Here is a 21,481-nt window from a genome sequence, read left to right as displayed (position 1 = left end):
TCGACAGAGTGAAATAAATTAAACAAATCAACAAATCAATGTTCTCAGCTTGTGACCGATAAACTCGAGAAGAGATAAAGAGAGAAGAACGAAGCTGTCGAATAGACAGAGAATAAAGAGAATAGATAGAGAGTTGAAAAGTTATCAAAGAATTATCTTGGCGGCGAGAGTGCAGTGGACCCACCTGAATCCATTCCGAACTCAGAAGTGAAACGCTGTAATGCCGATGGTAGTGTGGGGCTTCCCCATGTGAGAGTAGGGCACCGCCAGGTTTTTATTTTAATCCCGAAGTTGATAGGCTTTGGGATTTTTTATATTTATGATATAGAATCCTCCCCTGAGCCGAAAGGTTCGGGGGATTTTGTTTTTGGTTATAATCTACAAAGCCTAGAAACTAATCCTAACCAACGATATCGACTATTATTTAAATCATAAAAAAACTCCACAAAAAGAGACCGCACTTTTAATCACTGAATTCAGCTTGTTGATAGCTTTTCTTAGTTTTATTTATCGATCACTTCAGCATTGCTAAATAAGGATTTTTAATAGGAAAAATTGAATATTAAAAGAATAGGAATAAGTTATCATTTATTAATGAGAAAAACTTACTCAAGTGGTACAATCCACCAAATTTTATTAGAAGGATAAATCCCTAATGGCTCGTAAGAAAAAAACACGCCGAATTACTGATGTTATGCCAACCCGCAAAGCAGATAAAAAGCCGGAGATGCCAAAACGTTCAGGTAAAAAAATGACCCGCTATGAGCTTGATGCGAAAGCCCGTGAGGATAAGAAAAAGCGTAAACATAAAGGTTTAGCCTCCGGATCACGTCATAGTGCAGTGGAAAATAAATCAAATAAACTTCAACAAGAAATTAAAGATCCAAAAATTGGGAGTAAGAAAAAAATTCCTTTAATTGTGGAATTTGTGAATAAACCGGAAAAAGGTCAAATTATTCCTGTATTAGAATCTGTGAAGAAACCAGATCCAATGAAAGAGTTGGAGAGTCTGGAAAATAATGAGATTCTTAATGAATTGTTGGATATGTTGGAGGAAGGTAAAACTATCAGTAAAGCAGATCAACAATTTGTTGATGAATGTTTGGATCGTATTGCAGAATTAATGGAAGAACTCGGTATTGAAGACGAAGAAGAAAACGACGATGATTTATACCGCACTTTTGAGAAAATTAATATTGAGCAATTTAGATAAAAGATGATTTGGATAGTTATTTTAGGTTTATTTGGCGCTCTTATTATTGCCGTATTGTCTTGGTATGCACTACGTTTATTGAAGCAAGTGAAACAGCAAAAACAAGCTTTTTTACAGGCTAAAATGCACAGAACAACTCGGTTAAAGGAAAGTATCGAAATTATTGCAAGAGCGATGAAAAGTAAAGAATGCAACCATTCTGAAGGTGTAATTCGCCTTACAATGTTATTGATGCCATTTGGCAAAAATTTGCAACCTTACCCGGCAATGCTGCAGCTTTATGACATTGTCAGAGATATGCCAACCCATGAAGCTCGAAAAAAGCTAGGAAAACAAGAAAGAATGCGTCTTGATGTTGAACGGGAAAGCGCTGAGGCGAAGTTTGAGCAAGCTATTGTGGAAGAGTTAGGTAAATTACTTGATGATATAAAAAAATTAGGAGATATTTAATGTCAGAGATAATTTGGGATAAGGAACTTATACAGAAATATAATCAATCAGGCCCTCGCTATACCTCTTATCCGACGGCATTAGAATTTCATGAGAAATATACTAACCAAGATTTCCTCAAAGCAGCTGAGCGATATCCGAATCGTCCTCTTTCTCTTTATGTGCATATTCCTTTTTGCCATCAGCTTTGTTATTTCTGTGCTTGTAATAAAGTGATTACCCGTCATCAACATAAAGCGGATATTTATCTTGATTATCTTGAAAAAGAAATAATTTCTCGTGCTCAATTGTTTAAACATCGAGTTGTGACACAAATTCACTGGGGGGGCGGCACGCCTACTTATTTAAGTGAAGAACAATCAGAACGTTTAATGAAAATGTTAAAAACGCATTTTAAGATTGAGGATAATGCGGAAATTTCTATTGAGATAGATCCTCGTAGAATTGAACTTTCAATGCTTGATCATTTACGAGCGATTGGTTTTAATCGAATGAGCATGGGTGTACAGGATTTTAATAAAGAGGTGCAAAAAGCGGTTAATCGTGAACAGGATGAACACTTTATTGCAGCTTTATTGAAACGTGCACGCGAGTTAGGATTTCAATCAACAAATCTTGATTTAATTTATGGTTTACCGTTACAAAATGTAGATAGTTTTATGTTTACTTTGCAAAAGGTGATTGAGTTAAATCCTGATCGTTTAAGTATTTTTAACTATGCGCATTTGCCGAGTCGTGTACCGGGACAAGCAAAAATTAAAGAAGAGCAATTGCCTAAGCCGGAAACTAAACTTACCATTTTGCAGAAAACAATCGAGACCTTAGGGGAAGCGGGTTATAAATTTATAGGTATGGACCACTTTGCAAAGCCTTACGATGAATTGGCTATTGCACAAGAAAAAGGCGTTTTGCATCGTAATTTCCAAGGTTACACAACACAAGAGGAATGTGATCTTCTCGGATTGGGTGTTTCTTCTATTAGTTTGTTAGGGGATACTTATGCACAAAATGAAAAAGATCTTAAAACCTATTATGCTTTAGTTGAAGATAGTGGCAATGCATTACATAAAGGGCTGGCATTAACGGAAGAAGATTGCTTACGTCGGGATATTATCAAGCAGTTAATTTGTAATTTTAAATTAGACTTTGAACCAATAGAGAGACAATATAATCTCCAGTTTAGAGAGCATTTTGCTGAAGATTTAGTATTGCTCCAACCTTTGATTGAAGATGAATTAATCAGTCTAACCGAGCAAGGGCTAAAGGTTTCGCCTAAAGGACGTTTGCTTATTCGGAATATTTGTTTGTGCTTTGATACTTATTCTCGTGCAGCTGCAAAACGCCAACAATTTTCAAGGATTATTTAACGCTACATGCCACCAGTTTCGGTGGCATTTTTCTTTCTATAAAATTGTAGGGTGGCAATAGCCTAATGTGTGTTTTATCTTCCATAAAAAATGCGGCTATTTTTAGCCGCACTTTGGTGATTGATGAGACTTGTATTAAGCTTCAATACCTTCAAACAATGCAGTGCTGAGATAGCGTTCTGAAGCAGATGGAAGAATCACTACGATAAGTTTATCCTTGAATTCCGGTAATTTTGCAATACGGTCAGTGGCGGCAACAGCAGCACCGGAAGAAATTCCCGCTAAGATCCCCTCTTCAGCCATTAAACGGCGTGCCGTGGCGATGGCGGTATCGCTATCAACGGTTTCCACACGATCAATGAGGGATAAATCTAAATTTTTCGGTACAAATCCGGCACCGATACCTTGAATTTTGTGTGGGCCCGGTTTGACTTCTTCACCCGCTAAGGTTTGAGTGATAACAGGCGATTCGCTTGGCTCAACGACCACAGAGGTAATCGCCTTACCAAAATCCAGTTTGATAGCACGGGAAACACCGGTGATTGTTCCCCCTGTACCGGCCCCTGCAACCACCACATCAACTTTCCCGTCCGTATCTTTCCAAATTTCCACACCGGTTGTTTCTCGGTGGATTTGTGGGTTCGCCGGGTTTTCAAACTGTTTTAACATCACATAACGATTCGGATTAGAGGCAACAATTTCTTCTGCTTTTGCTATTGCGCCTTTCATCCCTTTTGCCCCTTCTGTGAGCACAAGGTTCACGCCCAAACCACGCAATAAACGTTTACGCTCTAAACTCATGGTTTCCGGCATGGTAAGAGTGATTTTATAGCCACGGGCAGCCGCCACATAAGCCAACGCAATACCGGTATTACCACTGGTCGCATCCACAATTTCTTTGTCTTTGGTTAGGATTCCGTCCTTTTCCGCTTGCCATACCATATTGGCGCCAATACGGCATTTCACGCTAAAACTTGGATTTCTTCCTTCAATTTTTGCCACGATGTTACCATTACCGAAGTGTTTTAAACGTACAAGTGGCGTGTTACCAATCGTATAAGAATTATCTGCATAAATTGTCATATTTATCCCCTATGAAGATGACTTAACATTATTAATAACGCAGTTATAGCACCTATGATGAGATTAAAAAAATAGTTATTTGATCTATTTTATAACTAAATGCTATTTCACAATTTGATTATTATTTGTGCGAATGTCGGTGCTATTACTGCGGGTCGCCATTTCTCTGGAAGGATTATCACGGCGATAATTAAAATTCATATCAAAGCGTAAACGATCACGATAGTTTTCTACCCACATCACTGTCGCACCACATACAGCAACGGGAATAATCACTAAATTCACGATAGGTAAAAAGGTACAACAAGTCACCAATCCACCGAAAGTGAGGCTTTGTGAGCGTTGCTCGCCTAAGGCATTTTTCATGACATTAAAAGAGATTTTATGATTGTCGAAAGGATAGTCGCAATATTGAATTGCCATCATCCACGCTGTGAATAAAAAAGTTAAAACCGGCACGATGGTTTGCCCCACAAGAGGGATAAAACTGAGCAAGAATAAGCCGATAATTTTAGGCAGGCTATACCACAATTTTTGCCACTCTCGGCGTAGCATACGTGGTACATCTTTCATTACATCTAGCCAGTTATCATCATTAATCGCTTCTCCCGTCAGCATTTTTTCCAATTTCTCTGCCAGTAACCCATTAAACGGGGCGGCAATAAAACCGGACAGTGTGGTAAACATAAAATAAAATAATAACAAAATCATACCGATAGAAAACACAAGCAAAATCACGCTGAGAAAACCAAGCCAATCCGGTACGAAAGTCATCATCCAATCGATCATTGAACTAATTTGTGAAACCAGTAACCAAAGTAAACCGGTCAGTAAAAGGATATTGAGTAAAATAGGCATTATGACGAAACGGCGTAGCCCTTTTTGTGTAATAAAATGCCATCCCATCACAAAATAATGGAATCCCGATTTGATTTCTTGTTGATTAATCATTGTTTTTCCTTTTGATGTATCCATAAGCTCAAGAAGAGCGCTTGATTCTGACAGTGTTTTTACCGTTAAATTCCCTATGAGTTCTGTTTTTTCACCCTTTAAAATATGGTAGCATTAGTCAGTTTTATTGCCTGTAAGGAGCAAAAATGGATCTGAATACAATTTTGATTATTTTAGGGGTGCTGGCACTTGTTGCCCTGGTTGCACACGGATTATGGTCAAATCACCGTGAGAAATCAAAATATTTTAAAAACTCGGCAACATTTAACCGCACTTTTACTCAAGAACAGTATGGTCGGGAACAACAAACATTATCTGAATCGGTGATTCAAGATACGACTTCGTCTGTGGTTTCTCAAAAGGTACAACAATCCTTTGAACAACATCAATCAACCTCACCGGTGGATTACCGTGAAACTGAGCGTACGGTTGATGATATTAAAATTTCTATTCCAAATGCAGAACCGATACGCGAACCCATTCGAGTGGAATATGATATGAATCCGGCAGCGTCTAAGCCCAATCCTGCTAATATGACACTTGAACAACTGGAGATGCAAGCCGGTGAATTTGAAGGGATTAATTCTTCTTCGCCTGAGTTGCGGGAACAACTTTCGCAAATGTCATTAGGGGAATTGGATGAGGTAAAATCCACCGTGCATTTTAATGAAGCACGAGTACAGGAAAAAAATACGGAGAAACAAACTTCCGGTTATATTCAACTTTATGTTGTTTCGCCACAGTATCGTGAATTTAATGGTTTAAGATTAATACAATTCCTCGAAAACTTGGGATTTATCTTTGGTGAACACAATATGTATCACCGCCATTTTGATTTAAGTGTGGCAAGTCCAACGTTATTTAGCGTAGCGAATTTACAGGACGATGGTGGTTTTAACCCATATAACACGGAATTTACCACCATTGGTGTAGTGCTATTTATGAAATTGCCTTCTCCGGGTAGCGATCTCGCCAATCTCAAATTAATGATCCGTGCGGCTAAAACCCTCGCAGACGATTTAGGCGGAACAGTACTCACCGAAGATGAACAAATCTTTGATGATTACCAAGAGCAACGTTACCTTGCGCGTGTATAAAACAGATTAATTTTTCACCGCACTTTTCATTCGGGCGAACATTGAGTTCGCCTTTATTATGCAACAGATTAAAAAGTGCGGTTATTTTTCACCGAGAATTTTATGATTGACATTCAAACCCAGATTAACAACCTACGCAAAACCTTGCGTCAATACGAATATGAATATCACGTTTTGGATAATCCAAGCGTGCCGGATAGCGAATATGATCGCCTTTTTCATCAACTCAAAGCCTTAGAATTGGATAATCCTGAATTAGTGACGGCGGATTCTCCTACTCAACGTGTCGGCGCTAAACCGCTTTCTGCTTTTCGTCAAATCCGTCATGAAATTCCCATGCGTTCTTTGGATAATGCCTTTTCCGATGAGGAATTCTATGCCTTTGTAAAGCGTATTGAAGATAGGTTAGGAAAGTCATCGTCACCTTTGACATTTTGTGCAGAACCCAAACTCGATGGACTTGCGGTGAGCATTTTATATGTGAATGGCGTACTAACCCAAGCGGCAACCCGTGGCGATGGCACAACGGGTGAGGATATTACATTAAATATTCGCACCGTTCGTAATATCCCTTTGCAGTTACTGACTGACAATCCGCCAGCACGATTGGAAGTGCGGGGTGAGGTATTTATGCCCCATGAAGGGTTTGAGCGTTTGAATGAATATGCCCTCGAACACGGCGAGAAAACCTTTGCCAATCCGCGCAATGCCGCCGCGGGATCGTTGCGCCAACTTGATCCGAAAATCACCAGTAAGCGTCCGCTTGTATTGAATGCTTATAGTGTCGGCATTGCAGAAGGCGTGGATTTACCCTCTACCCATTATGAACGTTTACAATGGCTAAAATCTATCGGTATTCCGGTCAATCCGGAAATCCGTCTTTGCCATGATGCTGAAGAAGTGTTGGCGTTTTATCAGGCTATGCAAAATAAACGTAGTAAGCTTGGTTATGATATTGACGGCACCGTGTTAAAAATTAATGATATTGCCCTGCAAAATGAACTGGGTTTTATTTCCAAAGCACCTCGTTGGGCGATCGCCTATAAATTTCCGGCACAAGAAGAATTAACGGTATTAAATGATGTGGAATTCCAGGTGGGACGCACAGGAGCCATTACACCGGTGGCAAAACTTGAACCGGTATTTGTCGCAGGGGTAACGGTGAGTAACGCCACCTTACACAATGGTGATGAAATTGCCCGTTTAGATATTGCCATTGGCGATACGGTGATTGTTCGCCGTGCCGGCGATGTGATTCCACAAATTATTGGTGTTTTGCGTGAACGCCGTCCTGAAAATGCCAAACCGATTATTTTCCCGACAAATTGCCCGGTGTGTGATTCACAGATTATTCGTATTGAAGGTGAAGCCGTGGCTCGTTGTACCGGCGGGTTATTCTGTGAAGCACAACGCAAGGAAGCCTTAAAACATTTTGTTTCACGCAAAGCTATGGATATTGACGGCGTAGGCGGAAAATTGATTGAGCAGCTTGTCGATCGTGAGCTGGTTCATACTCCGGCGGATTTATTCAAACTTGATCTTACCACGCTAACCCGTCTAGAGCGCATGGGCAAAAAATCGGCGGAAAATGCTTTAAACAGCCTCGAAAAAGCCAAACATACCACTCTCGCCCGTTTTATTTTTGCTTTGGGGATTCGTGAGGTGGGCGAAGCCACAGCATTAAATTTAGCCAATCATTTTAAAACCCTTGACGCCTTACAGAATGCCGATTTTGAACAACTCCAACAAGTACCGGATGTGGGGGAAGTGGTGGCTAACCGTATTTTGGCATTCTGGCGTGAACCCCATAATGTCGAAGTAGTGAAAGCTCTCCTTGAACAGGGAGTACATTGGGAAACGGTGGAAATCAAAGAAGTGCAAGACAATCCATTCAAAGGCAAAACCATCGTCCTCACCGGCACCCTCACCCAAATGGGACGCAACGAAGCGAAAGCATTATTACAAGAAATGGGCGCAAAAGTCAGCGGATCGGTTTCTGCTAAAACGGATTTCGTTATCGCCGGCGACTCGGCAGGATCGAAACTTACCAAAGCGCAGGAATTAGGGGTATCAATAATGACAGAAGAAGAATTTTTGGCACAGATTTAGTGCTTAATCGAGAAAATTTAACTTTAAATTTTACTTAAAAAAGCCTCAAAAAATCACCGCACTTTGTACTGATGGCAAAGTACGGTGATTTTTTATTTCAGCTTATTGAAATCAGAATATATATTATGACTGACAATAATTTGCCCAACAGAATTTTCACTGAATGTAATCGTATAAGGTCGTGCACCTTTGTCTGTTATTAAAGATGCTCGACAAACTAATTGATTATCTCCTCTTTTAACAGTTTCAACATTTTTTACATCAATGACTTCCAAAGGCATGTAATGAGAATAGTTGTTTATGTAACTTTCAGTAAACTGTTGTCTGAACTCCAATTCAAGCCAATTTGGTTCTACAAAAGGAATTTCCCTTATAATATGTTTGGGGTGACATTTTCTAGGGAGGTTATTCAGATAGCCTGAAATACTAGATTCTGCGTGCGAATAAATAGAAAATAAACACAATATAAGGAGTAATATTTTCTTCATTTTAGCCACTCACTATTCGCTATCAACGATACCTACCTCATAAATACTTTTCTTCTCATTCTGCCATCTTATATTGTAGATAAGAGTTTCTTCCGTTGCGTCAGAATACATTATATCAGCGGAGCATACTCTAATTTTACTTTCTTTATTAAGACCTTTTTCAATAATATTCTTACTGGAAATAAACTTCGCTTCCTCGCCGTTCTCTTCAAGAGACTCATTGATAATTTGAGTTAGAAGGGATTTAACATCCTTCTCATCACATTTAGGAAGATCTTGTGTTAAGCAGCCGGATAATAAAAAAGTCGCTATAACAGTAGAAACCAAAAATGTTAATTTTTTCATGATATTATCCTTTAGGGTAAGCGCCGTATTTGTTATCGCCCGTTTTACTATCAAGGCACATAAAGACGAGGAAAATAATGAAGCCAACTAATGGAATAAAATTAATTAATAACCACCAACCGCTTCTATTGGTATCATGTAAACGTCTAACTGAAACTGCAAGAGCCGGAATAAATACTGCGAGGGTATATAATCCGCTTAGAACACCTAAACCGGTTTCATAATTAATTAAACCGAAAATACCATCAAGAATTGACAAGGCGATAGAAATAATGAAACTGAATAAACAAAACATCCAATATTCTTTACGTCTTGCCCGACCACTAAAGGTTGCATAATTTTTTAGTACCGAAAGATACCAATTCATATAAAATCTCCATAAAAGGTTGGTTAAAAAGTGGGTTTATTTTAAAGGGCTTTAAAAAATGCTACAATCCACAGAATTTATCCTTTACCTCCCCAGTTAAGATCCTTTACCCCAATAGTTGTGGTGCAATATGAAAGTAAATGAAAAAATCAAACTACTCAGAGAAGATCGTCAATGGACACAAGAAGAAATGGCTCAAAAATTAAGCATGACAACCAAGGGTTATGCCAAAATTGAACGAGGTGAGACCATTTCTAATTTACCTCGTATTGAGCAAATTGCCGAAGTATTCGATATGGATATTTGTGAATTATTGGCGTATGGGGAAGAGGGAAAAATATATATCAACAATACGGATAACAATCTGACTAATTCTTTTATTTCTCTTGGAAATGGTAGTGACGAAGTCCAACGTCTACAACAAATTATTTTTCATAAAGACGAATTATTGGCTCACAAAGAAGATATTATCGAAAGCCAAAAACGTGAACTCGCTCTTCTAAATCAACTGATTGAATCCCTAAAAAAATGAAAATCCACCTTCTATGAAGGTAGATTTTTTTACTGTGATTTATCGGAATATAGTTTGCTCTTCTACATTTTATGGCAATCGGTAAAACTACGCCCGTAATTTGATTGCGCCACGCTCAAGTTGTTTTGCCAAACATTCTTTTGAGGCGGTGATTTGTTTACCGAAACGTTGGTAAATATGGCGTTTAAATTTTGCCAATAAGCCGGGTTTTGTTGCTTTTTCCGCACCAAATAATTGTTGAATGTGTCGGCTGACAGCCTCTAACTCTTGTGATGCAATGTCGGTTTTCGCTTTTAGTTCATTTAATCGGAAGGTTATTTTTTCTTGTACGGATTTTTCTAAATTTTGCATTAATGCCTGTTTATCGGCATTTTCGTTTTGATAAGCCTGTTCAAATTCGGCTATTTCTTGGCTGAAATCAAGGGCTAAATCATGCTCTAAATCTGCTAATACCGATGTGCCATATTCCATTTGTACCGACAACTGTTGGCTGCTTTGTTGTAATGTAGCCTGAATTTGTTCGCCTTGCGTGATTTGTTCTTTTAAAGATTTCGCCAATTCCTCTTGTTCTGCGGTTGCTGCGAGTTTAAGTTGATCAATTCGTTGCATTAAATCGCTCATGTTTGATAAATTTTCCATTTTTTCTCCTTGTGTAAAAATAGCTTTATTATTAACCGCACTTTGTAAAGTGCGGTTGGTTTTATCATTATTTTTTAATCACTTGTTTTACATCGATTTCCGTGTTGTTCCATTCTTTATCCACTTTACCGATGATTTGGATCTGATCTTGAGGATTTACGGTGACGCCGTTCCATGCTTTTTTATCGATTTCAATTTGAATTTCTTGACCGCTGTTGTCCTTAAAAATAAAGTCTTTTTTACCCAATTGTTTTACAATTTTCCCTTCTAAACGAACGGGCGTGTCATCGTTGGCTTTTAGTGCATCGGAAACGGTTTTAACAATCGCATTTTCATCAACGAAACCTTGCATCTGTGATGCGCCGTTGTTAAATCCTTGCGCTAAGGCAGTGCCGTAAATGGCGATTGAAGATAATGCGATAGTGGTAACGGTAAGTAATTTTTTCATAGTTTGTTCTCCTAAATACAATAATTATAAAATTGAGTATCGAATGCTTGCTTGCCTTTCGATGTGAGTATTAAAACAAAGAAATCTTAAGCAAAGGTTAAGGGAAGTAAAAATTTTTGAAAATGAAAAATTACGCGAATTCATTAAAGAGCGGTTAATTTTGTGAATGTTTTATGTTTTTATAAAAATTTCTTGACCTGGTACTCACTACGGACTTTACACTTGCGTTATCATAAACAATGAAAAAGGGTTTATCATGGAAAATACTTTTGTAAAAAAAGATCCACACAGTGAACATCAACATTCTCATACTCCGAAAGATAAAAAAATTCTAAGTATTAGTTTGCTGATTATCACAAGTTATATGGTGGTGGAATTTTTAGGCGGTTATTTTTTTAACAGTCTTGCCTTAATGGCAGATGCGGGGCATATGGCGAATGATAGTTTATCGCTGATGTTAGCGTTAATTGCGCTTTTTTTAAGCGTAAAATGGCAAAAATGGTTTGCCTTATTAAATGGCACTTCGTTGGTTGGCGTGGCAATTTGGATTCTGTTGGAAGCCGTAGAGCGTTGGCAATCGCCGACAGAGATGATTGCATTGCCAATGTTAAGCGTAGCGGTCGTGGGGCTTTTGGTGAATATTTTAGTGGCGTGGATAATGCTCAAAAGTGATCAGGATAATTTAAATGTTCGGGCGGCTTATTTGCATGTACTGGCTGATTTATTCGGTTCGGTGGTGGCGATTGTGGCAGGGTTAAGCGCATATTTCCTAGATTGGCAATGGGTTGATGTGGTGGCGAGTGTCATCTTGAGCTTATTGGTATTACGTAGTGGTATGTTCGTAGTATGGCAGGCATTCAAAGCGTTGCGTGATAATTCTGAAAATTTTGCAGTGGAAAGTCACGATCATTAAATAATGTTCTTCGCTAAAACTGTATCAAAGGTAAGTTGAGGAATGTAATGAAAGTTAATGAATTAAGCCTTCGTACCGGCGTCAACTTTGAAACGATTCGTTATTACGAAAAACAAGGTATTTTGCCCGAACCCAAACGGGCAGCAAATGGTTATCGTCATTATGATGAGGAGAGCGTAGTATTATTAAATTTCATTAAAAAATGTCGTACTTTAGGTTTTTCTCTTGAGGACATCCGTGGGTTGAATCGCCTGAAATTCGGTTTAGCCGATCATTATCAAGCCGATCAAATTGTGTTAAAACAACTTGCGCAAGTGGAAGAAAAGATTAATCAGTTATTGGAAATTAAGGTGTTTTTACAATCTATTGCAACAGAGGAAGCGCATAGCGAATCGGAGTGTAAGGCTATGGCAGGCTTGGAAGGCAAGCTCGATTTTTGACGAATGTTTTATAAAGTAAAAAGGAAACCGAATTATTTGGGGTTTCCTTTTTTAACAATAAAAATCGATGAAAAATAGACCGCACTTTATCCTGCAACTGCCGGTAAATAGCCTGTTTGAATTAAAAACGGAATTACCATAATTACGATACCTATGACTAATGCAACGGCTAATGCAACATTTCCCCCCATCACCCGATAAGGAAGATTTGGGTGGGTTTGACGGGTTCGCCACGCTAAACCGATAGGTAGAATCAAACAGTAAAAAGCACACAATAAACCGGCATAACTTAAGGCGGATATAAAGCCCTCAGGGTAAAATAATGCAAATACCAATGGCGGGGTAAATGCGGTAACGGTGAGTGACAGACGATTGTGTGGCAAATGATAACGTTTGAATAAATCGCCCAAGCCTTCAAAAACACCAAGCATGACACCAAGAAAAGAGGTGATAAGTGCAAGTGCGGAAAAAATACGCACGATTTCGCCCATCATATTTGAGCCGGTGATTTCACGCACTGCATTGACTAAACCGTTTAATGTAGGATCTGCTTGTAAGATACGAACAAATTCACTTTGGCTCAATACACCGTGGGTAGCGAGTTGCCATATTAAATAGGCAAAGAGAGGAATAGCCGTTCCGACAAGAATTGCTTTGCGGAATTGGCGAACGTTGCCGTCTAAATAGCTGTTCACACTTGCCATAATGACATGGAAACCGAAAGAGGTGAAAAAAATCGGTGCCGCAGAAATTACAAAGGCATAATTGAGAGGGAGCGCCATAAGATTATCTGTTGCCACTTTGGGTAACATCATAAATAACACAAAAGCGAAAGCGAGTAATTTACCGATGAATAATAGTCGTGTGATGCCATCAACCCCTTTTGTGCCGATCACGACAAAAGAACCCAGTACGACGGTGAAAAGAACGATCGCCGTTTTTAGAGACATGGCTTCCATACCAAATGCGGTAGGTAAGCCCGAAAGTAAAGAACCTCCGCCGGTAATATAGGCTGCCGAAAGGGCATAAAGCAAAATCAATAAACTTAGGGTCGCGAGAATACGTCCCGGTACGCCAAAATATTTTTCTGCCAATGTTGCGACGCCATCATTAAGTTGATCTGCGGTTTGGTAAACTTCGACAAATAGCAATCCGCTATAAACAAGTAGGGTCCAAAGCCCGATAAGTAATAACACCGTATAACCGAAGCCCATTCCTGCCGATGTCAACGGCATGGCAAGCATTCCTGCGCCAATGGTTGTTCCGGCGATAATTAAAGCACTTCCGAAAGTTTTATTTTTTAGCATAACACTGACCTTATATTTCTATGTTGTGTTTGAAAATTACGTTAAAAACTCAGTTAAATTTGACCGCACTTTTCTTTGTAATGATAGCGGCAAACGGAAAGGTAGGTGTCATTTCCGCCAATTTGGATTTGTTCGCCTTCTTTGACGACTTCACCGTTTTCAGTGAGACGAAGGACAAAATTTGCTTTACGTCCACAATAACAAATGGTTTTAAGTTCTTCCAATTGATCCGCCCAAGCGAGTAAGTATTTACTGCCTTCAAAAAGTTCTGCTTGGAAATCGGTGCGCAGACCATAACATAATGTAGGGATATTAAGTTTATCGACGACATCGCTGAGTTGATAGACTTGCTGTTTGGTGAGAAATTGTGCCTCATCTACTAACACACAATGTATTTTTTCTTGTTGTAAATGTTGGCTAATTTCATGAAATAAATCGGTACCGGCATTAAATAAATTCGCTTCTTGAGAAATGCCGATACGGGATGTTACTTTTCCCACTCCAAAACGATCATCAATAGCTGCCGTATAAACCAGCGTATTCATATTGCGTTCGCGGTAGTTATAGGAGGATTGCAGTAAGGTAGTGGACTTACCGGCATTCATGGTGGAATAATAAAAATATAATTTTGCCATTATTTAATTACCCATTTCCAAATGTGATAAACCAAGAAACCGGCAAAAGGAGGAAATGCAGAGAGCAAAAAAGCACCGTAAGTCGTGCCTCCACCTAGTTGTTGACCAACTAGAGTCAGAAGATTGACAATTTCATCACTCGGTGTGGTAAAAACCCATACGCCAATCATGACTAATACAGTAAAGCAAGCAATACCGGCAGCACGCATGGCTCGGAATTTAATATCTTTCATGTTTGTTCCTTAAATGGTGGAGAGTTCTGTCATTGGCCAGCGAGGTTTAACCTCTATCTCCAATTCATCGTGCTGACCTTGTTTTAAACGTAAAAAGCCGGTGTAGGCAATCATTGCGCCATTGTCAGTACAAAATTGAGGTTGAGGATAAAACACTTCACCTTTTAAATCTTTCATCATTTCAGCCAAAGTTTCACGCAATTTTTTGTTTGCACTTACCCCTCCGGCGATGACTAAACGCCGATAACCGGTTTCTTTTAAGGCGCGTTTGCATTTTATCGCCAATGTATCGATAACCGCATCTTGAAAGGCGTAGGCAATATCCGCTTTGGTTTGTTCCGTTAATTCGCCTTCTTCTTTAATCGCTTGATTTACCGTATTGGCAGCAGAAGTTTTTAAGCCGGAAAAGCTAAAATCCAACCCCGGGCGATCTGTCATTGGGCGTGGAAATGTAAAGCGGGTTGGTGATCCTTTTTCGGCTAAGCGAGATAATGCAGCTCCGCCAGGGTAATCTAAACCAAGTAATTTAGCGGTTTTATCAAAGGCCTCACCCGCGGCATCGTCAATAGATTCACCAATGACGTTGTATTTTCCCACTCCTTCTACTTGTACTAATTGGGTATGTCCGCCCGAAACTAATAAAGCAATAAACGGAAAGTGCGGTTGATTTTCGTCCAACATTGGCGCAAGCAAATGACCTTCCATATGATGTACGCCGATTGCCGGCACATTCCACGCATAGGCAAGGGAGCGGGCGATAGTCGAGCCCACTAATAATGCGCCTACGAGCCCCGGTCCGCTGGTGTAAGCCACGCCGTCAATTTGGTCGGCGGTTAAGTTTGCTTCAGCTAGGGCTGCCTGAATTAATGGGATCGTTTTTCGGATATGATCGCGTGAGGCGAGTTCCGGCACTACACCGCCATAATCTGCGTGAAGTGCAATTTGTGTATAAAGTTGATTCGCAACTAAACCTTTCTCTTCATCATAAATTGCTACACCCGTTTCATCACAGGAGGTTTCAATTCCCAAGATTCTCATTGATTTTCTTAATTTACTTTCTAAAATGAGGCGTGATTTTACCTTGTTTAGCTGTTTTTAGCCAGTTGAAACAGCCAAATTCAATGAGGTTGCGTATTCTCCTCTTTACTTTTGCCCCAAAAGTAGATTAGAATTGCGACCTTTATTAAATTTGTCGCATTTGCGGCAGAAATAAAATTTAAAATTGCAATTAAATTAAACTCATTGAGGTGATTGGCTTATGCCTGTAATTAAAGTACGTGAAAACGAATCATTTGACGTAGCTTTACGTCGTTTCAAACGCTCTTGCGAAAAAGCTGGTATCCTAGCGGAAGTTCGCGCTCGTGAATTCTACGAAAAACCAACGACAGTTCGTAAACGTGAAAAAGCAACACTTGCTAAACGTCACGCTAAACGTAATGCTCGTGAAAATGCGCGCAACACCCGTTTATACTAATTTATAGTATTTTTAACTCGAGTTAACGCAAACCGTGATTCCTTTGGCATCACGGTTTTGTTACTTTCAAATAATGTAAAAAATATCAAAAAAATTAACCGCACTTTCACATCATATTCAAGGAGGCAAAAGCGATGAAAGGCTTAATTCCACGCCCGTTTATTGATGATTTGCTGACAAAATCCAATATTATTGATGTGATTAATTCTCGTATAAAGCTTAAGAAAGCCGGGCGGGACTACCAAGCTTGTTGCCCTTTCCACCACGAAAAAACACCGTCTTTTACGGTGAGTGAAAAAAAACAGTTTTACCATTGTTTCGGCTGTGGTGCGCACGGTAATGCGATTTCCTTTTTGATGGATTATGATAAATTGGAATTTGTCGAAGCTATTGAAGAGCTTGCGGCAATGGCCGGGTTGGAAGTACCTTATGAAAAACGTAGTCATTCGGCTAATCAACGACCACAAGCAAATTATCAAACCAAACGTAATCTATATGAATTAATGCAAGAAATTGCTAAATTTTACCAAACACAATTACCCTTGAATATTCCGGCGCAAAGCTATCTGCAACAGCGTGGGCTTTCAGCCGAAGTGATTGAACGATTTCAAATCGGTTTTGTGCCGAATGCGATGGATAGCGTTCTACGCAAGTTTTCGGTAAACCGTGAAGAACAGCAAAAATTGCTCGATCTCGGTATGCTTTCCCGTAATGATCGTGGTAATGTGTATGATAAATTTCGTAATCGGATTATGTTTCCTATACGGGATAAGCGTGGGCGCACGGTGGCATTCGGCGGGCGGGTTTTGGGTGATGAGAAGCCAAAATATCTAAATTCACCGGAAACCATTACTTATCATAAAGGTAGTGAACTTTACGGTTTATATGAAGCACTACAGATGAATGATGAACCGCAAAAACTGTTGGTGGTGGAAGGCTATATGGATGTTGTGGCGTTAGCTCAGTTTGGTGTGGATTATGCGGTTGCCTCTCTCGGGACTTCGACAACATCGGAACAAATTCAGCTGCTTTTTCGCTCCACCGAACAGATAATCTGTTGTTATGACGGCGACAGAGCCGGGCGGGATGCGGCATGGCGTGCATTAGAAAATGCTTTACCTTATTTGGAAGACGGGCGACAAATTAAATTTATTTTTTTGCCGGATGGTGAAGATCCTGATACCTACATTCGTCAATACGGTAAAGCAAAATTTGAAGAGTATATCGAAAGTGCACAATCACTCACGGAATTCTTGTTTGCTCATTTAAATCCGCAAGTGGATTTTTCCACTAAAGAGGGACGGAGTAAGTTGGTAGCACTTGCCGTACCATTGATTCGACAAATTCCGGGTGACGCATTGCGTCTGTCTTTACGTAATACGTTAGCTCAAAAATTGGGCATTTTTAACGAATCGCAACTAGAGAGTTTAATTCCAAAACAAGTGGAAAATCACAAGACAAAGATTGTTGATTCACAACCTAAAATGAAGCAAACACCAATGCGTGTATTGATCTCACTTTTATTGCAAAATACGCATTTGGTTAATCGTATTACTGAATCTGGTCTTGTTGCACTGCGCGCGGAAGCCGGTTACGATTTATTAGAAAAATTGACCGCACTTTGTCGAGAACGGGAAGGTATTACAATTGGACAAATCTTGGAATATTTCCGTGATACGGAATATAGCCGTCCCCTTGAAATTTTGGCAACTTGGGAGCATTTACTAGATGATACGGAAATTATTAATGCTTTTTCACAAAATTATCGCCGTTTGAACATTCAGGCTATTGAGCGGAATATTGAAATGCTCATTGCTAAGGAACGATCTGAAGGATTAACAGAGCAAGAAAGACAAATGCTTGTCACACTACTTACGAGTAAAGAAGAACAGAAAAAACAGTTAGTTAATCCTCAGTAACAATGATAAAATCTTTCGCTTAAGCGAAAAATTCATCCATAAAATAATGCGACACGGGTATGAAAATGGAACAAAACCAACAATCTACTGCTGAACAATATTCAGAGCAAATTGAACAACTGATGGAATTAGGTCGTACGCAAGGCTATTTAACCTATGCGGAAATTAACGACTTATTGCCGGAAGATGTGATTGACCCAGAATATTACGATAAATTACTCCAAACCTTGCAAAATGATGCAGGTATTCCGGTGTTGGATGAACCGCCGGAAAGTGATGACATGATTTTAAACGATACCATCCCGGATGAAGATGCGGTGGAAGAAGCCACACAAATTTTATCGAATGTGGAATCTGAAATTGGTCGTACTACCGACCCTGTCCGTATGTATATGCGGGAAATGGGAACGGTAGATTTGCTGACCCGTGAAGATGAAATTAGTATCGCTAAACGTATTGAAGAAGGGATTGATGAAGTTCAAACTTCAATCGCAGCCTATCCGGAGGCACTTTCAGATTTGTTGGCACAATATGATCAAGTGGAAGAAGGACAGGTTCGCCTGGCTGATCTTATTACCGGTTTTGTGGATCCGAACGCGATTGAAGAAGAGACCCCTGAGCTATCAGAAGACTTTGATGAAGACGAAGAAAGCTATGAGACAAGCGATGTGGATGATAGTGAAGAGGAAGAAGAGGAAGGGGATTCTTCTTCAGATAAGAGTGATTCGGATAACAGCATTGATCCTGAAGTTGCCCGTGAAAAATTTACAGCACTGAAAGAACAACACACAAAAACCCTTGCGACTATTACCAAATATGGTCGTAACCATAAAAAAGCACAAGAGCAAGTGCTTATACTGGCAGAGATTTTTAAACAATTCCGTCTTGTTCCGAAACAATTTGATCAGCTTGTTTTATCGATAAAAAACATCATGAAACGTGTGCGTGCGGAAGAACGTCAATTACAGAAAGTTTTGGTTGATATTGCAGGTATGCCGAAAGATGAATTTGAAACCATTATTATTAAATTCGGAAGTAGTGATGCTTGGTTGGATAAAGCGTTGAAATCTTCTAAGCCATGGGCAAAACGCCTAACGAAATATGAAGATCGAGTTCGTCAGGCTCTGGCAAATTTAGTCGCATTTGAGGAAAACTCAAAATTGACGATCCAACAGATGCGTACAATTTGTGATGCCGTGGCACGTGGTGAACAAAAAGCACGTCGTGCAAAAAAAGAAATGGTAGAAGCAAACTTACGTTTGGTGATTTCTATCGCTAAAAAATATACCAACCGTGGCTTGCAATTTTTGGATTTAATTCAAGAAGGTAATATCGGTTTAATGAAAGCGGTGGATAAATTTGAATATCGCCGCGGTTATAAGTTTTCTACTTATGCCACTTGGTGGATTCGTCAAGCCATTACACGCTCTATTGCGGATCAGGCGCGTACTATTCGTATTCCGGTCCATATGATTGAAACAATCAATAAACTGAATCGTATTTCTCGCCAAATGTTGCAAGAAATGGGGCGTGAAGCGACACCTGAAGAATTGGCGGATCGTATGGGAATGCCGGAAGATAAAATTCGTAAGGTATTGAAAATCGCTAAAGAACCGATTTCTATGGAAACGCCAATCGGTGATGACGATGATTCACATTTAGGTGATTTTATTGAAGATAATACCCTTGAATCGCCGTTGGATTCTGCTACAGCGCAGAGCTTGAGAGTGGCGATACAAGATGTATTGGAAGGGTTAACACCACGTGAGGCGAAGGTATTGCGTATGCGTTTTGGTATTGATATGAATACTGACCATACCCTTGAAGAAGTGGGTAAACAATTTGATGTAACGCGTGAACGTATTCGTCAAATTGAAGCAAAAGCTTTACGTAAACTTCGTCATCCAAGTCGTTCAGAGATTTTGCGTAGTTTCTTAGATGCTTGGATGCATAATTAAGCTTATTGAAACGATAAAAGGCAACCGAAAGGTTGCCTTTTTTATCTCATATAAAAAATAAATATTCCTTATGAGTACAAATAAAATCGCACCCCAAATTTAATTTGAGGTGCTGAAATAAGACCGAAAGTGCGGTCGAATTTCACCTTGTTTTATCAACCTACGACAAAAGGTAGATAACCGGCACGGATTGCAAATGGAATAGACGTAATCACCACACCAAGTACGAGTACCACAAACAAGGTGAAATTGCCTCCCCATACACGGTATGGAAGCGATGAGTGAATGCGACGGGCTTTCCATACAAGGCTGACCGGCAATACCACAGCATAAAAAGCAAACATCTGACCGGCATAACCTAATGCTAAGATGAAACCTTCCGGATAGAATAAAGCGAAAGCAAGGGGCGGAATAAAAGTGAGCAAGCCAAGAGAAATTCGCCCTGTGGAAATATTAAAAGATCGTTTTAATAAATCCTCGATACACTCTAATAAACCTAACCCTACACCTAAGAAAGATGTCACCAAAGCTAAAGTGGAGAATAATTTGACCGCACTTGTGATCACATTGCTACCGGTGATAGCAAGGGTCGCTTTTACTAAACCATTCAATGTAGCATCTTCTTTTAATATTTGTAAAAATTCATTTTGCGTGAGCAAGCCGTGTGTAGAAAGTTGCCACAAAATATAAGCTCCGAGCGTAATGCTCGAACCGACTAAAATCGAAATACGCAAAGCTTTCACATTTCCACCTAAGTATTTATTCAAACTTGGGATAGAACCGTGGAAACCGAAAGCAGTAAAAAATACCGGGCTGGCTGAAATGATCAGGGCATTATCGATCGGCATGGCTAATAAATTATCCATCTTAATTTCCGGCAGCATTAATCCGAGTACGATCACAAATGCGGCAAGCATCACAAAAAATAATAGGCGATTAATTTTATCCACGCTGTGTGTACCGATCACAATAAATGAGCCAAAAACGATTGTGAATAATAAGATACTCACTTTATTACCAAAGCTTTCCGGCAATAAATCCTTTAATAAGGAACCACCACCGCTCACGTATGCTGCAATTAAAGCATATAAAAAGATAATGAGTACAGCAGTAGCAACGATACGCCCAAATTTTCCGAAATATTGTTCTGCCAGTGTGCCGATACCTGCATCGCTTTCAGCGGTTTGGTAAAGTTCCACAAACAATAAAGCCGTAAAAGTGAGCAATGCCCAAAGTGCTAATAGTAAAACTAGCGTGAAACCGAAACCGATTCCGGCGGAAGTTAGGGGCATTGCCAGCATCCCTGCACCAATCATCGTGCCGGAAACCAGCAATGTACTGCCAACAGTTTTGTTCATTTTTATTCCTTGGGTGTAACTTAAAATTTACAAAGATTGTATTTTAAAATTTACAACCTGTAAACATCTTATTTATAGAAATATTTTTAGAAATCATTTCACTTTCTCGTTACAATAACCGACAAATCGACTAAGACAATAAAATTGGGAGCTCT

Annotated in this window: 23 protein-coding genes and 1 rRNA gene; 12 read left to right on the top strand and 12 right to left on the bottom strand. The window is 39.5% G+C overall.

The window, feature by feature from the left end; all coding sequences use genetic code 11:
- Positions 1–156 precede the first annotated feature (156 nt).
- The 4 genes from rrf (at position 157) to hemN (ending at position 3,030) form a co-directional block, all read left to right on the top strand.
- Positions 157–272, top strand: a 5S ribosomal RNA gene (rrf, locus tag BKG94_RS04265).
- 383 nt (positions 273–655) lie between these two features.
- The gene (gene yihI / locus BKG94_RS04260) at positions 656–1,213 is read left to right on the top strand and encodes a Der GTPase-activating protein YihI (RefSeq protein ID WP_077434533.1); all 558 of its coding nucleotides are present in this window, start codon (positions 656–658) and stop codon (positions 1,211–1,213) included.
- Between the two features lie 3 nt (positions 1,214–1,216).
- Positions 1,217–1,663, top strand: coding sequence for a DUF2489 domain-containing protein (locus BKG94_RS04255; protein WP_077434531.1), 447 nt, complete (start codon positions 1,217–1,219; stop codon positions 1,661–1,663).
- Positions 1,663–3,030 (top strand): oxygen-independent coproporphyrinogen III oxidase, encoded by a 1,368-nt coding sequence (gene hemN / locus BKG94_RS04250; RefSeq protein ID WP_077434529.1) that lies wholly within the window; start codon positions 1,663–1,665, stop codon positions 3,028–3,030. The genes BKG94_RS04255 and hemN overlap by 1 nt, the downstream gene beginning before the upstream one ends.
- A gap of 135 nt (positions 3,031–3,165) precedes the next feature.
- Here hemN and cysK read toward each other — a convergent pair whose 3' ends face one another.
- Both cysK and cysZ read right to left on the bottom strand, forming a co-directional pair.
- Positions 3,166–4,113 (bottom strand): cysteine synthase A, encoded by a 948-nt coding sequence (cysK, locus tag BKG94_RS04245; protein WP_077434527.1) that lies wholly within the window; start codon positions 4,111–4,113, stop codon positions 3,166–3,168.
- 102 nt (positions 4,114–4,215) lie between these two features.
- Positions 4,216–5,064 carry a sulfate transporter CysZ gene (cysZ, locus tag BKG94_RS04240; RefSeq protein WP_077434525.1) on the bottom strand — a complete coding sequence of 283 codons (849 nt, stop codon included), beginning with the start codon at positions 5,062–5,064 and terminating at the stop codon, positions 4,216–4,218.
- Between the two features lie 146 nt (positions 5,065–5,210).
- On the opposite strand from cysZ, the gene zipA reads away from it, so the two are divergent.
- Both zipA and ligA read left to right on the top strand, forming a co-directional pair.
- Positions 5,211–6,161, top strand: a complete 951-nt coding sequence (gene zipA, locus BKG94_RS04235; protein WP_077434523.1) for a cell division protein ZipA — start codon at positions 5,211–5,213, stop codon at positions 6,159–6,161.
- Between the two features lie 102 nt (positions 6,162–6,263).
- Positions 6,264–8,270: an NAD-dependent DNA ligase LigA gene (gene ligA, locus BKG94_RS04230; protein WP_077434521.1), complete on the top strand. Its 2,007-nt coding sequence runs from the start codon at positions 6,264–6,266 to the stop codon at positions 8,268–8,270.
- Positions 8,271–8,362: 92 nt separating this feature from the next.
- Here the strand turns inward: ligA and BKG94_RS04225 are convergent, their stop codons facing one another.
- The 3 genes from BKG94_RS04225 to BKG94_RS04215 are packed head-to-tail and all read right to left on the bottom strand — an operon-like array spanning position 8,363 to position 9,470.
- Positions 8,363–8,767 (bottom strand): hypothetical protein, encoded by a 405-nt coding sequence (locus BKG94_RS04225; protein ID WP_143538898.1) that lies wholly within the window; start codon positions 8,765–8,767, stop codon positions 8,363–8,365.
- 3 nt (positions 8,768–8,770) lie between these two features.
- Entirely contained in the window at positions 8,771–9,103 is a 333-nt protein-coding gene (locus BKG94_RS04220) for a hypothetical protein (RefSeq protein ID WP_077434517.1), read from the bottom strand.
- A 4-nt stretch (positions 9,104–9,107) separates the two neighbouring features.
- Positions 9,108–9,470 carry a DUF805 domain-containing protein gene (locus tag BKG94_RS04215; protein ID WP_077434515.1) on the bottom strand — a complete coding sequence of 121 codons (363 nt, stop codon included), beginning with the start codon at positions 9,468–9,470 and terminating at the stop codon, positions 9,108–9,110.
- 130 nt (positions 9,471–9,600) lie between these two features.
- On the opposite strand from BKG94_RS04215, the gene BKG94_RS04210 reads away from it, so the two are divergent.
- Positions 9,601–10,002: a helix-turn-helix domain-containing protein gene (locus tag BKG94_RS04210; protein ID WP_077434513.1), complete on the top strand. Its 402-nt coding sequence runs from the start codon at positions 9,601–9,603 to the stop codon at positions 10,000–10,002.
- Between the two features lie 87 nt (positions 10,003–10,089).
- Here the strand turns inward: BKG94_RS04210 and BKG94_RS04205 are convergent, their stop codons facing one another.
- Both BKG94_RS04205 and BKG94_RS04200 read right to left on the bottom strand, forming a co-directional pair.
- Positions 10,090–10,641, bottom strand: coding sequence for a hypothetical protein (locus tag BKG94_RS04205; protein ID WP_077434511.1), 552 nt, complete (start codon positions 10,639–10,641; stop codon positions 10,090–10,092).
- A 67-nt stretch (positions 10,642–10,708) separates the two neighbouring features.
- Positions 10,709–11,089 carry a YgiW/YdeI family stress tolerance OB fold protein gene (locus BKG94_RS04200; protein WP_077434509.1) on the bottom strand — a complete coding sequence of 127 codons (381 nt, stop codon included), beginning with the start codon at positions 11,087–11,089 and terminating at the stop codon, positions 10,709–10,711.
- A gap of 256 nt (positions 11,090–11,345) precedes the next feature.
- Between BKG94_RS04200 and BKG94_RS04195 the strand changes: the two genes are divergently transcribed.
- Both BKG94_RS04195 and BKG94_RS04190 read left to right on the top strand, forming a co-directional pair.
- Positions 11,346–12,002: a cation diffusion facilitator family transporter gene (locus BKG94_RS04195; RefSeq protein WP_077434507.1), complete on the top strand. Its 657-nt coding sequence runs from the start codon at positions 11,346–11,348 to the stop codon at positions 12,000–12,002.
- Positions 12,003–12,049: 47 nt separating this feature from the next.
- Positions 12,050–12,442 (top strand): MerR family transcriptional regulator, encoded by a 393-nt coding sequence (locus BKG94_RS04190; RefSeq protein WP_077434505.1) that lies wholly within the window; start codon positions 12,050–12,052, stop codon positions 12,440–12,442.
- 86 nt (positions 12,443–12,528) lie between these two features.
- On the opposite strand, the gene BKG94_RS04185 is transcribed toward BKG94_RS04190, so the two are convergent.
- From BKG94_RS04185 to tsaD, 4 genes are read right to left on the bottom strand one after another with little or no spacing between them, the layout of a single operon-like run.
- Positions 12,529–13,749, bottom strand: a complete 1,221-nt coding sequence (locus BKG94_RS04185; protein WP_077434503.1) for an aromatic amino acid transporter — start codon at positions 13,747–13,749, stop codon at positions 12,529–12,531.
- A 53-nt stretch (positions 13,750–13,802) separates the two neighbouring features.
- Entirely contained in the window at positions 13,803–14,384 is a 582-nt protein-coding gene (locus tag BKG94_RS04180; RefSeq protein WP_077434501.1) for a thymidine kinase, read from the bottom strand.
- On the bottom strand, positions 14,384–14,617 hold the full coding sequence (locus BKG94_RS04175) for a hypothetical protein (protein WP_077434499.1): 234 nt from the start codon (positions 14,615–14,617) through the stop codon (positions 14,384–14,386). The genes BKG94_RS04180 and BKG94_RS04175 overlap by 1 nt, the downstream gene beginning before the upstream one ends.
- 9 nt (positions 14,618–14,626) lie before the next feature.
- The gene (gene tsaD, locus BKG94_RS04170) at positions 14,627–15,655 is read right to left on the bottom strand and encodes a tRNA (adenosine(37)-N6)-threonylcarbamoyltransferase complex transferase subunit TsaD (protein ID WP_077434497.1); all 1,029 of its coding nucleotides are present in this window, start codon (positions 15,653–15,655) and stop codon (positions 14,627–14,629) included.
- Positions 15,656–15,875: 220 nt separating this feature from the next.
- Here tsaD and rpsU point away from each other — a divergent pair, with 220 nt between their 5' ends.
- From rpsU to rpoD, 3 genes are all read left to right on the top strand, one after another.
- Entirely contained in the window at positions 15,876–16,091 is a 216-nt protein-coding gene (gene rpsU / locus BKG94_RS04165; RefSeq protein ID WP_018356521.1) for a 30S ribosomal protein S21, read from the top strand.
- Between the two features lie 134 nt (positions 16,092–16,225).
- A complete protein-coding gene (dnaG, locus tag BKG94_RS04160) occupies positions 16,226–18,010 on the top strand; it encodes a DNA primase (protein ID WP_077434495.1) in 1,785 nt (594 codons plus the stop codon).
- Positions 18,011–18,075: 65 nt separating this feature from the next.
- Positions 18,076–19,968 (top strand): RNA polymerase sigma factor RpoD, encoded by a 1,893-nt coding sequence (gene rpoD / locus BKG94_RS04155; RefSeq protein ID WP_077434557.1) that lies wholly within the window; start codon positions 18,076–18,078, stop codon positions 19,966–19,968.
- 155 nt (positions 19,969–20,123) lie between these two features.
- Here the strand turns inward: rpoD and BKG94_RS04150 are convergent, their stop codons facing one another.
- Positions 20,124–21,326 (bottom strand): aromatic amino acid transport family protein, encoded by a 1,203-nt coding sequence (locus BKG94_RS04150; protein ID WP_077434493.1) that lies wholly within the window; start codon positions 21,324–21,326, stop codon positions 20,124–20,126.
- Between the last annotated feature and the right edge of the window lie 155 nt (positions 21,327–21,481).

This window comes from Rodentibacter ratti, assembly GCF_002000485.1.
GTDB lineage: Bacteria > Pseudomonadota > Gammaproteobacteria > Enterobacterales > Pasteurellaceae > Rodentibacter > Rodentibacter ratti.
The sequence above is the reverse complement of the archived record's forward strand: the minus strand, read 5'-3'. Positions and strand labels throughout refer to the sequence as shown.

Excerpts from the sequence above, each read along its gene's own strand:
- yihI (WP_077434533.1), top strand. The coding sequence starts at position 656 with ATGGCTCGTAAGAAAAAAACACGCCGAATTACTGATGTTATGCCAACC.
- BKG94_RS04255 (WP_077434531.1), top strand. The coding sequence starts at position 1,217 with ATGATTTGGATAGTTATTTTAGGTTTATTTGGCGCTCTTATTATTGCC.
- hemN (WP_077434529.1), top strand. The coding sequence starts at position 1,663 with ATGTCAGAGATAATTTGGGATAAGGAACTTATACAGAAATATAATCAA.
- cysK (WP_077434527.1), bottom strand. The coding sequence starts at position 4,113 with ATGACAATTTATGCAGATAATTCTTATACGATTGGTAACACGCCACTT.
- cysZ (WP_077434525.1), bottom strand. The coding sequence starts at position 5,064 with ATGATTAATCAACAAGAAATCAAATCGGGATTCCATTATTTTGTGATG.
- zipA (WP_077434523.1), top strand. The coding sequence starts at position 5,211 with ATGGATCTGAATACAATTTTGATTATTTTAGGGGTGCTGGCACTTGTT.
- ligA (WP_077434521.1), top strand. The coding sequence starts at position 6,264 with ATGATTGACATTCAAACCCAGATTAACAACCTACGCAAAACCTTGCGT.
- BKG94_RS04220 (WP_077434517.1), bottom strand. The coding sequence starts at position 9,103 with ATGAAAAAATTAACATTTTTGGTTTCTACTGTTATAGCGACTTTTTTA.
- BKG94_RS04215 (WP_077434515.1), bottom strand. The coding sequence starts at position 9,470 with ATGAATTGGTATCTTTCGGTACTAAAAAATTATGCAACCTTTAGTGGT.
- BKG94_RS04210 (WP_077434513.1), top strand. The coding sequence starts at position 9,601 with ATGAAAGTAAATGAAAAAATCAAACTACTCAGAGAAGATCGTCAATGG.
- BKG94_RS04205 (WP_077434511.1), bottom strand. The coding sequence starts at position 10,641 with ATGGAAAATTTATCAAACATGAGCGATTTAATGCAACGAATTGATCAA.
- BKG94_RS04200 (WP_077434509.1), bottom strand. The coding sequence starts at position 11,089 with ATGAAAAAATTACTTACCGTTACCACTATCGCATTATCTTCAATCGCC.
- BKG94_RS04195 (WP_077434507.1), top strand. The coding sequence starts at position 11,346 with ATGGAAAATACTTTTGTAAAAAAAGATCCACACAGTGAACATCAACAT.
- BKG94_RS04190 (WP_077434505.1), top strand. The coding sequence starts at position 12,050 with ATGAAAGTTAATGAATTAAGCCTTCGTACCGGCGTCAACTTTGAAACG.
- BKG94_RS04185 (WP_077434503.1), bottom strand. The coding sequence starts at position 13,749 with ATGCTAAAAAATAAAACTTTCGGAAGTGCTTTAATTATCGCCGGAACA.
- BKG94_RS04180 (WP_077434501.1), bottom strand. The coding sequence starts at position 14,384 with ATGGCAAAATTATATTTTTATTATTCCACCATGAATGCCGGTAAGTCC.
- BKG94_RS04175 (WP_077434499.1), bottom strand. The coding sequence starts at position 14,617 with ATGAAAGATATTAAATTCCGAGCCATGCGTGCTGCCGGTATTGCTTGC.
- tsaD (WP_077434497.1), bottom strand. The coding sequence starts at position 15,655 with ATGAGAATCTTGGGAATTGAAACCTCCTGTGATGAAACGGGTGTAGCA.
- rpsU (WP_018356521.1), top strand. The coding sequence starts at position 15,876 with ATGCCTGTAATTAAAGTACGTGAAAACGAATCATTTGACGTAGCTTTA.
- dnaG (WP_077434495.1), top strand. The coding sequence starts at position 16,226 with ATGAAAGGCTTAATTCCACGCCCGTTTATTGATGATTTGCTGACAAAA.
- rpoD (WP_077434557.1), top strand. The coding sequence starts at position 18,076 with ATGGAACAAAACCAACAATCTACTGCTGAACAATATTCAGAGCAAATT.
- BKG94_RS04150 (WP_077434493.1), bottom strand. The coding sequence starts at position 21,326 with ATGAACAAAACTGTTGGCAGTACATTGCTGGTTTCCGGCACGATGATT.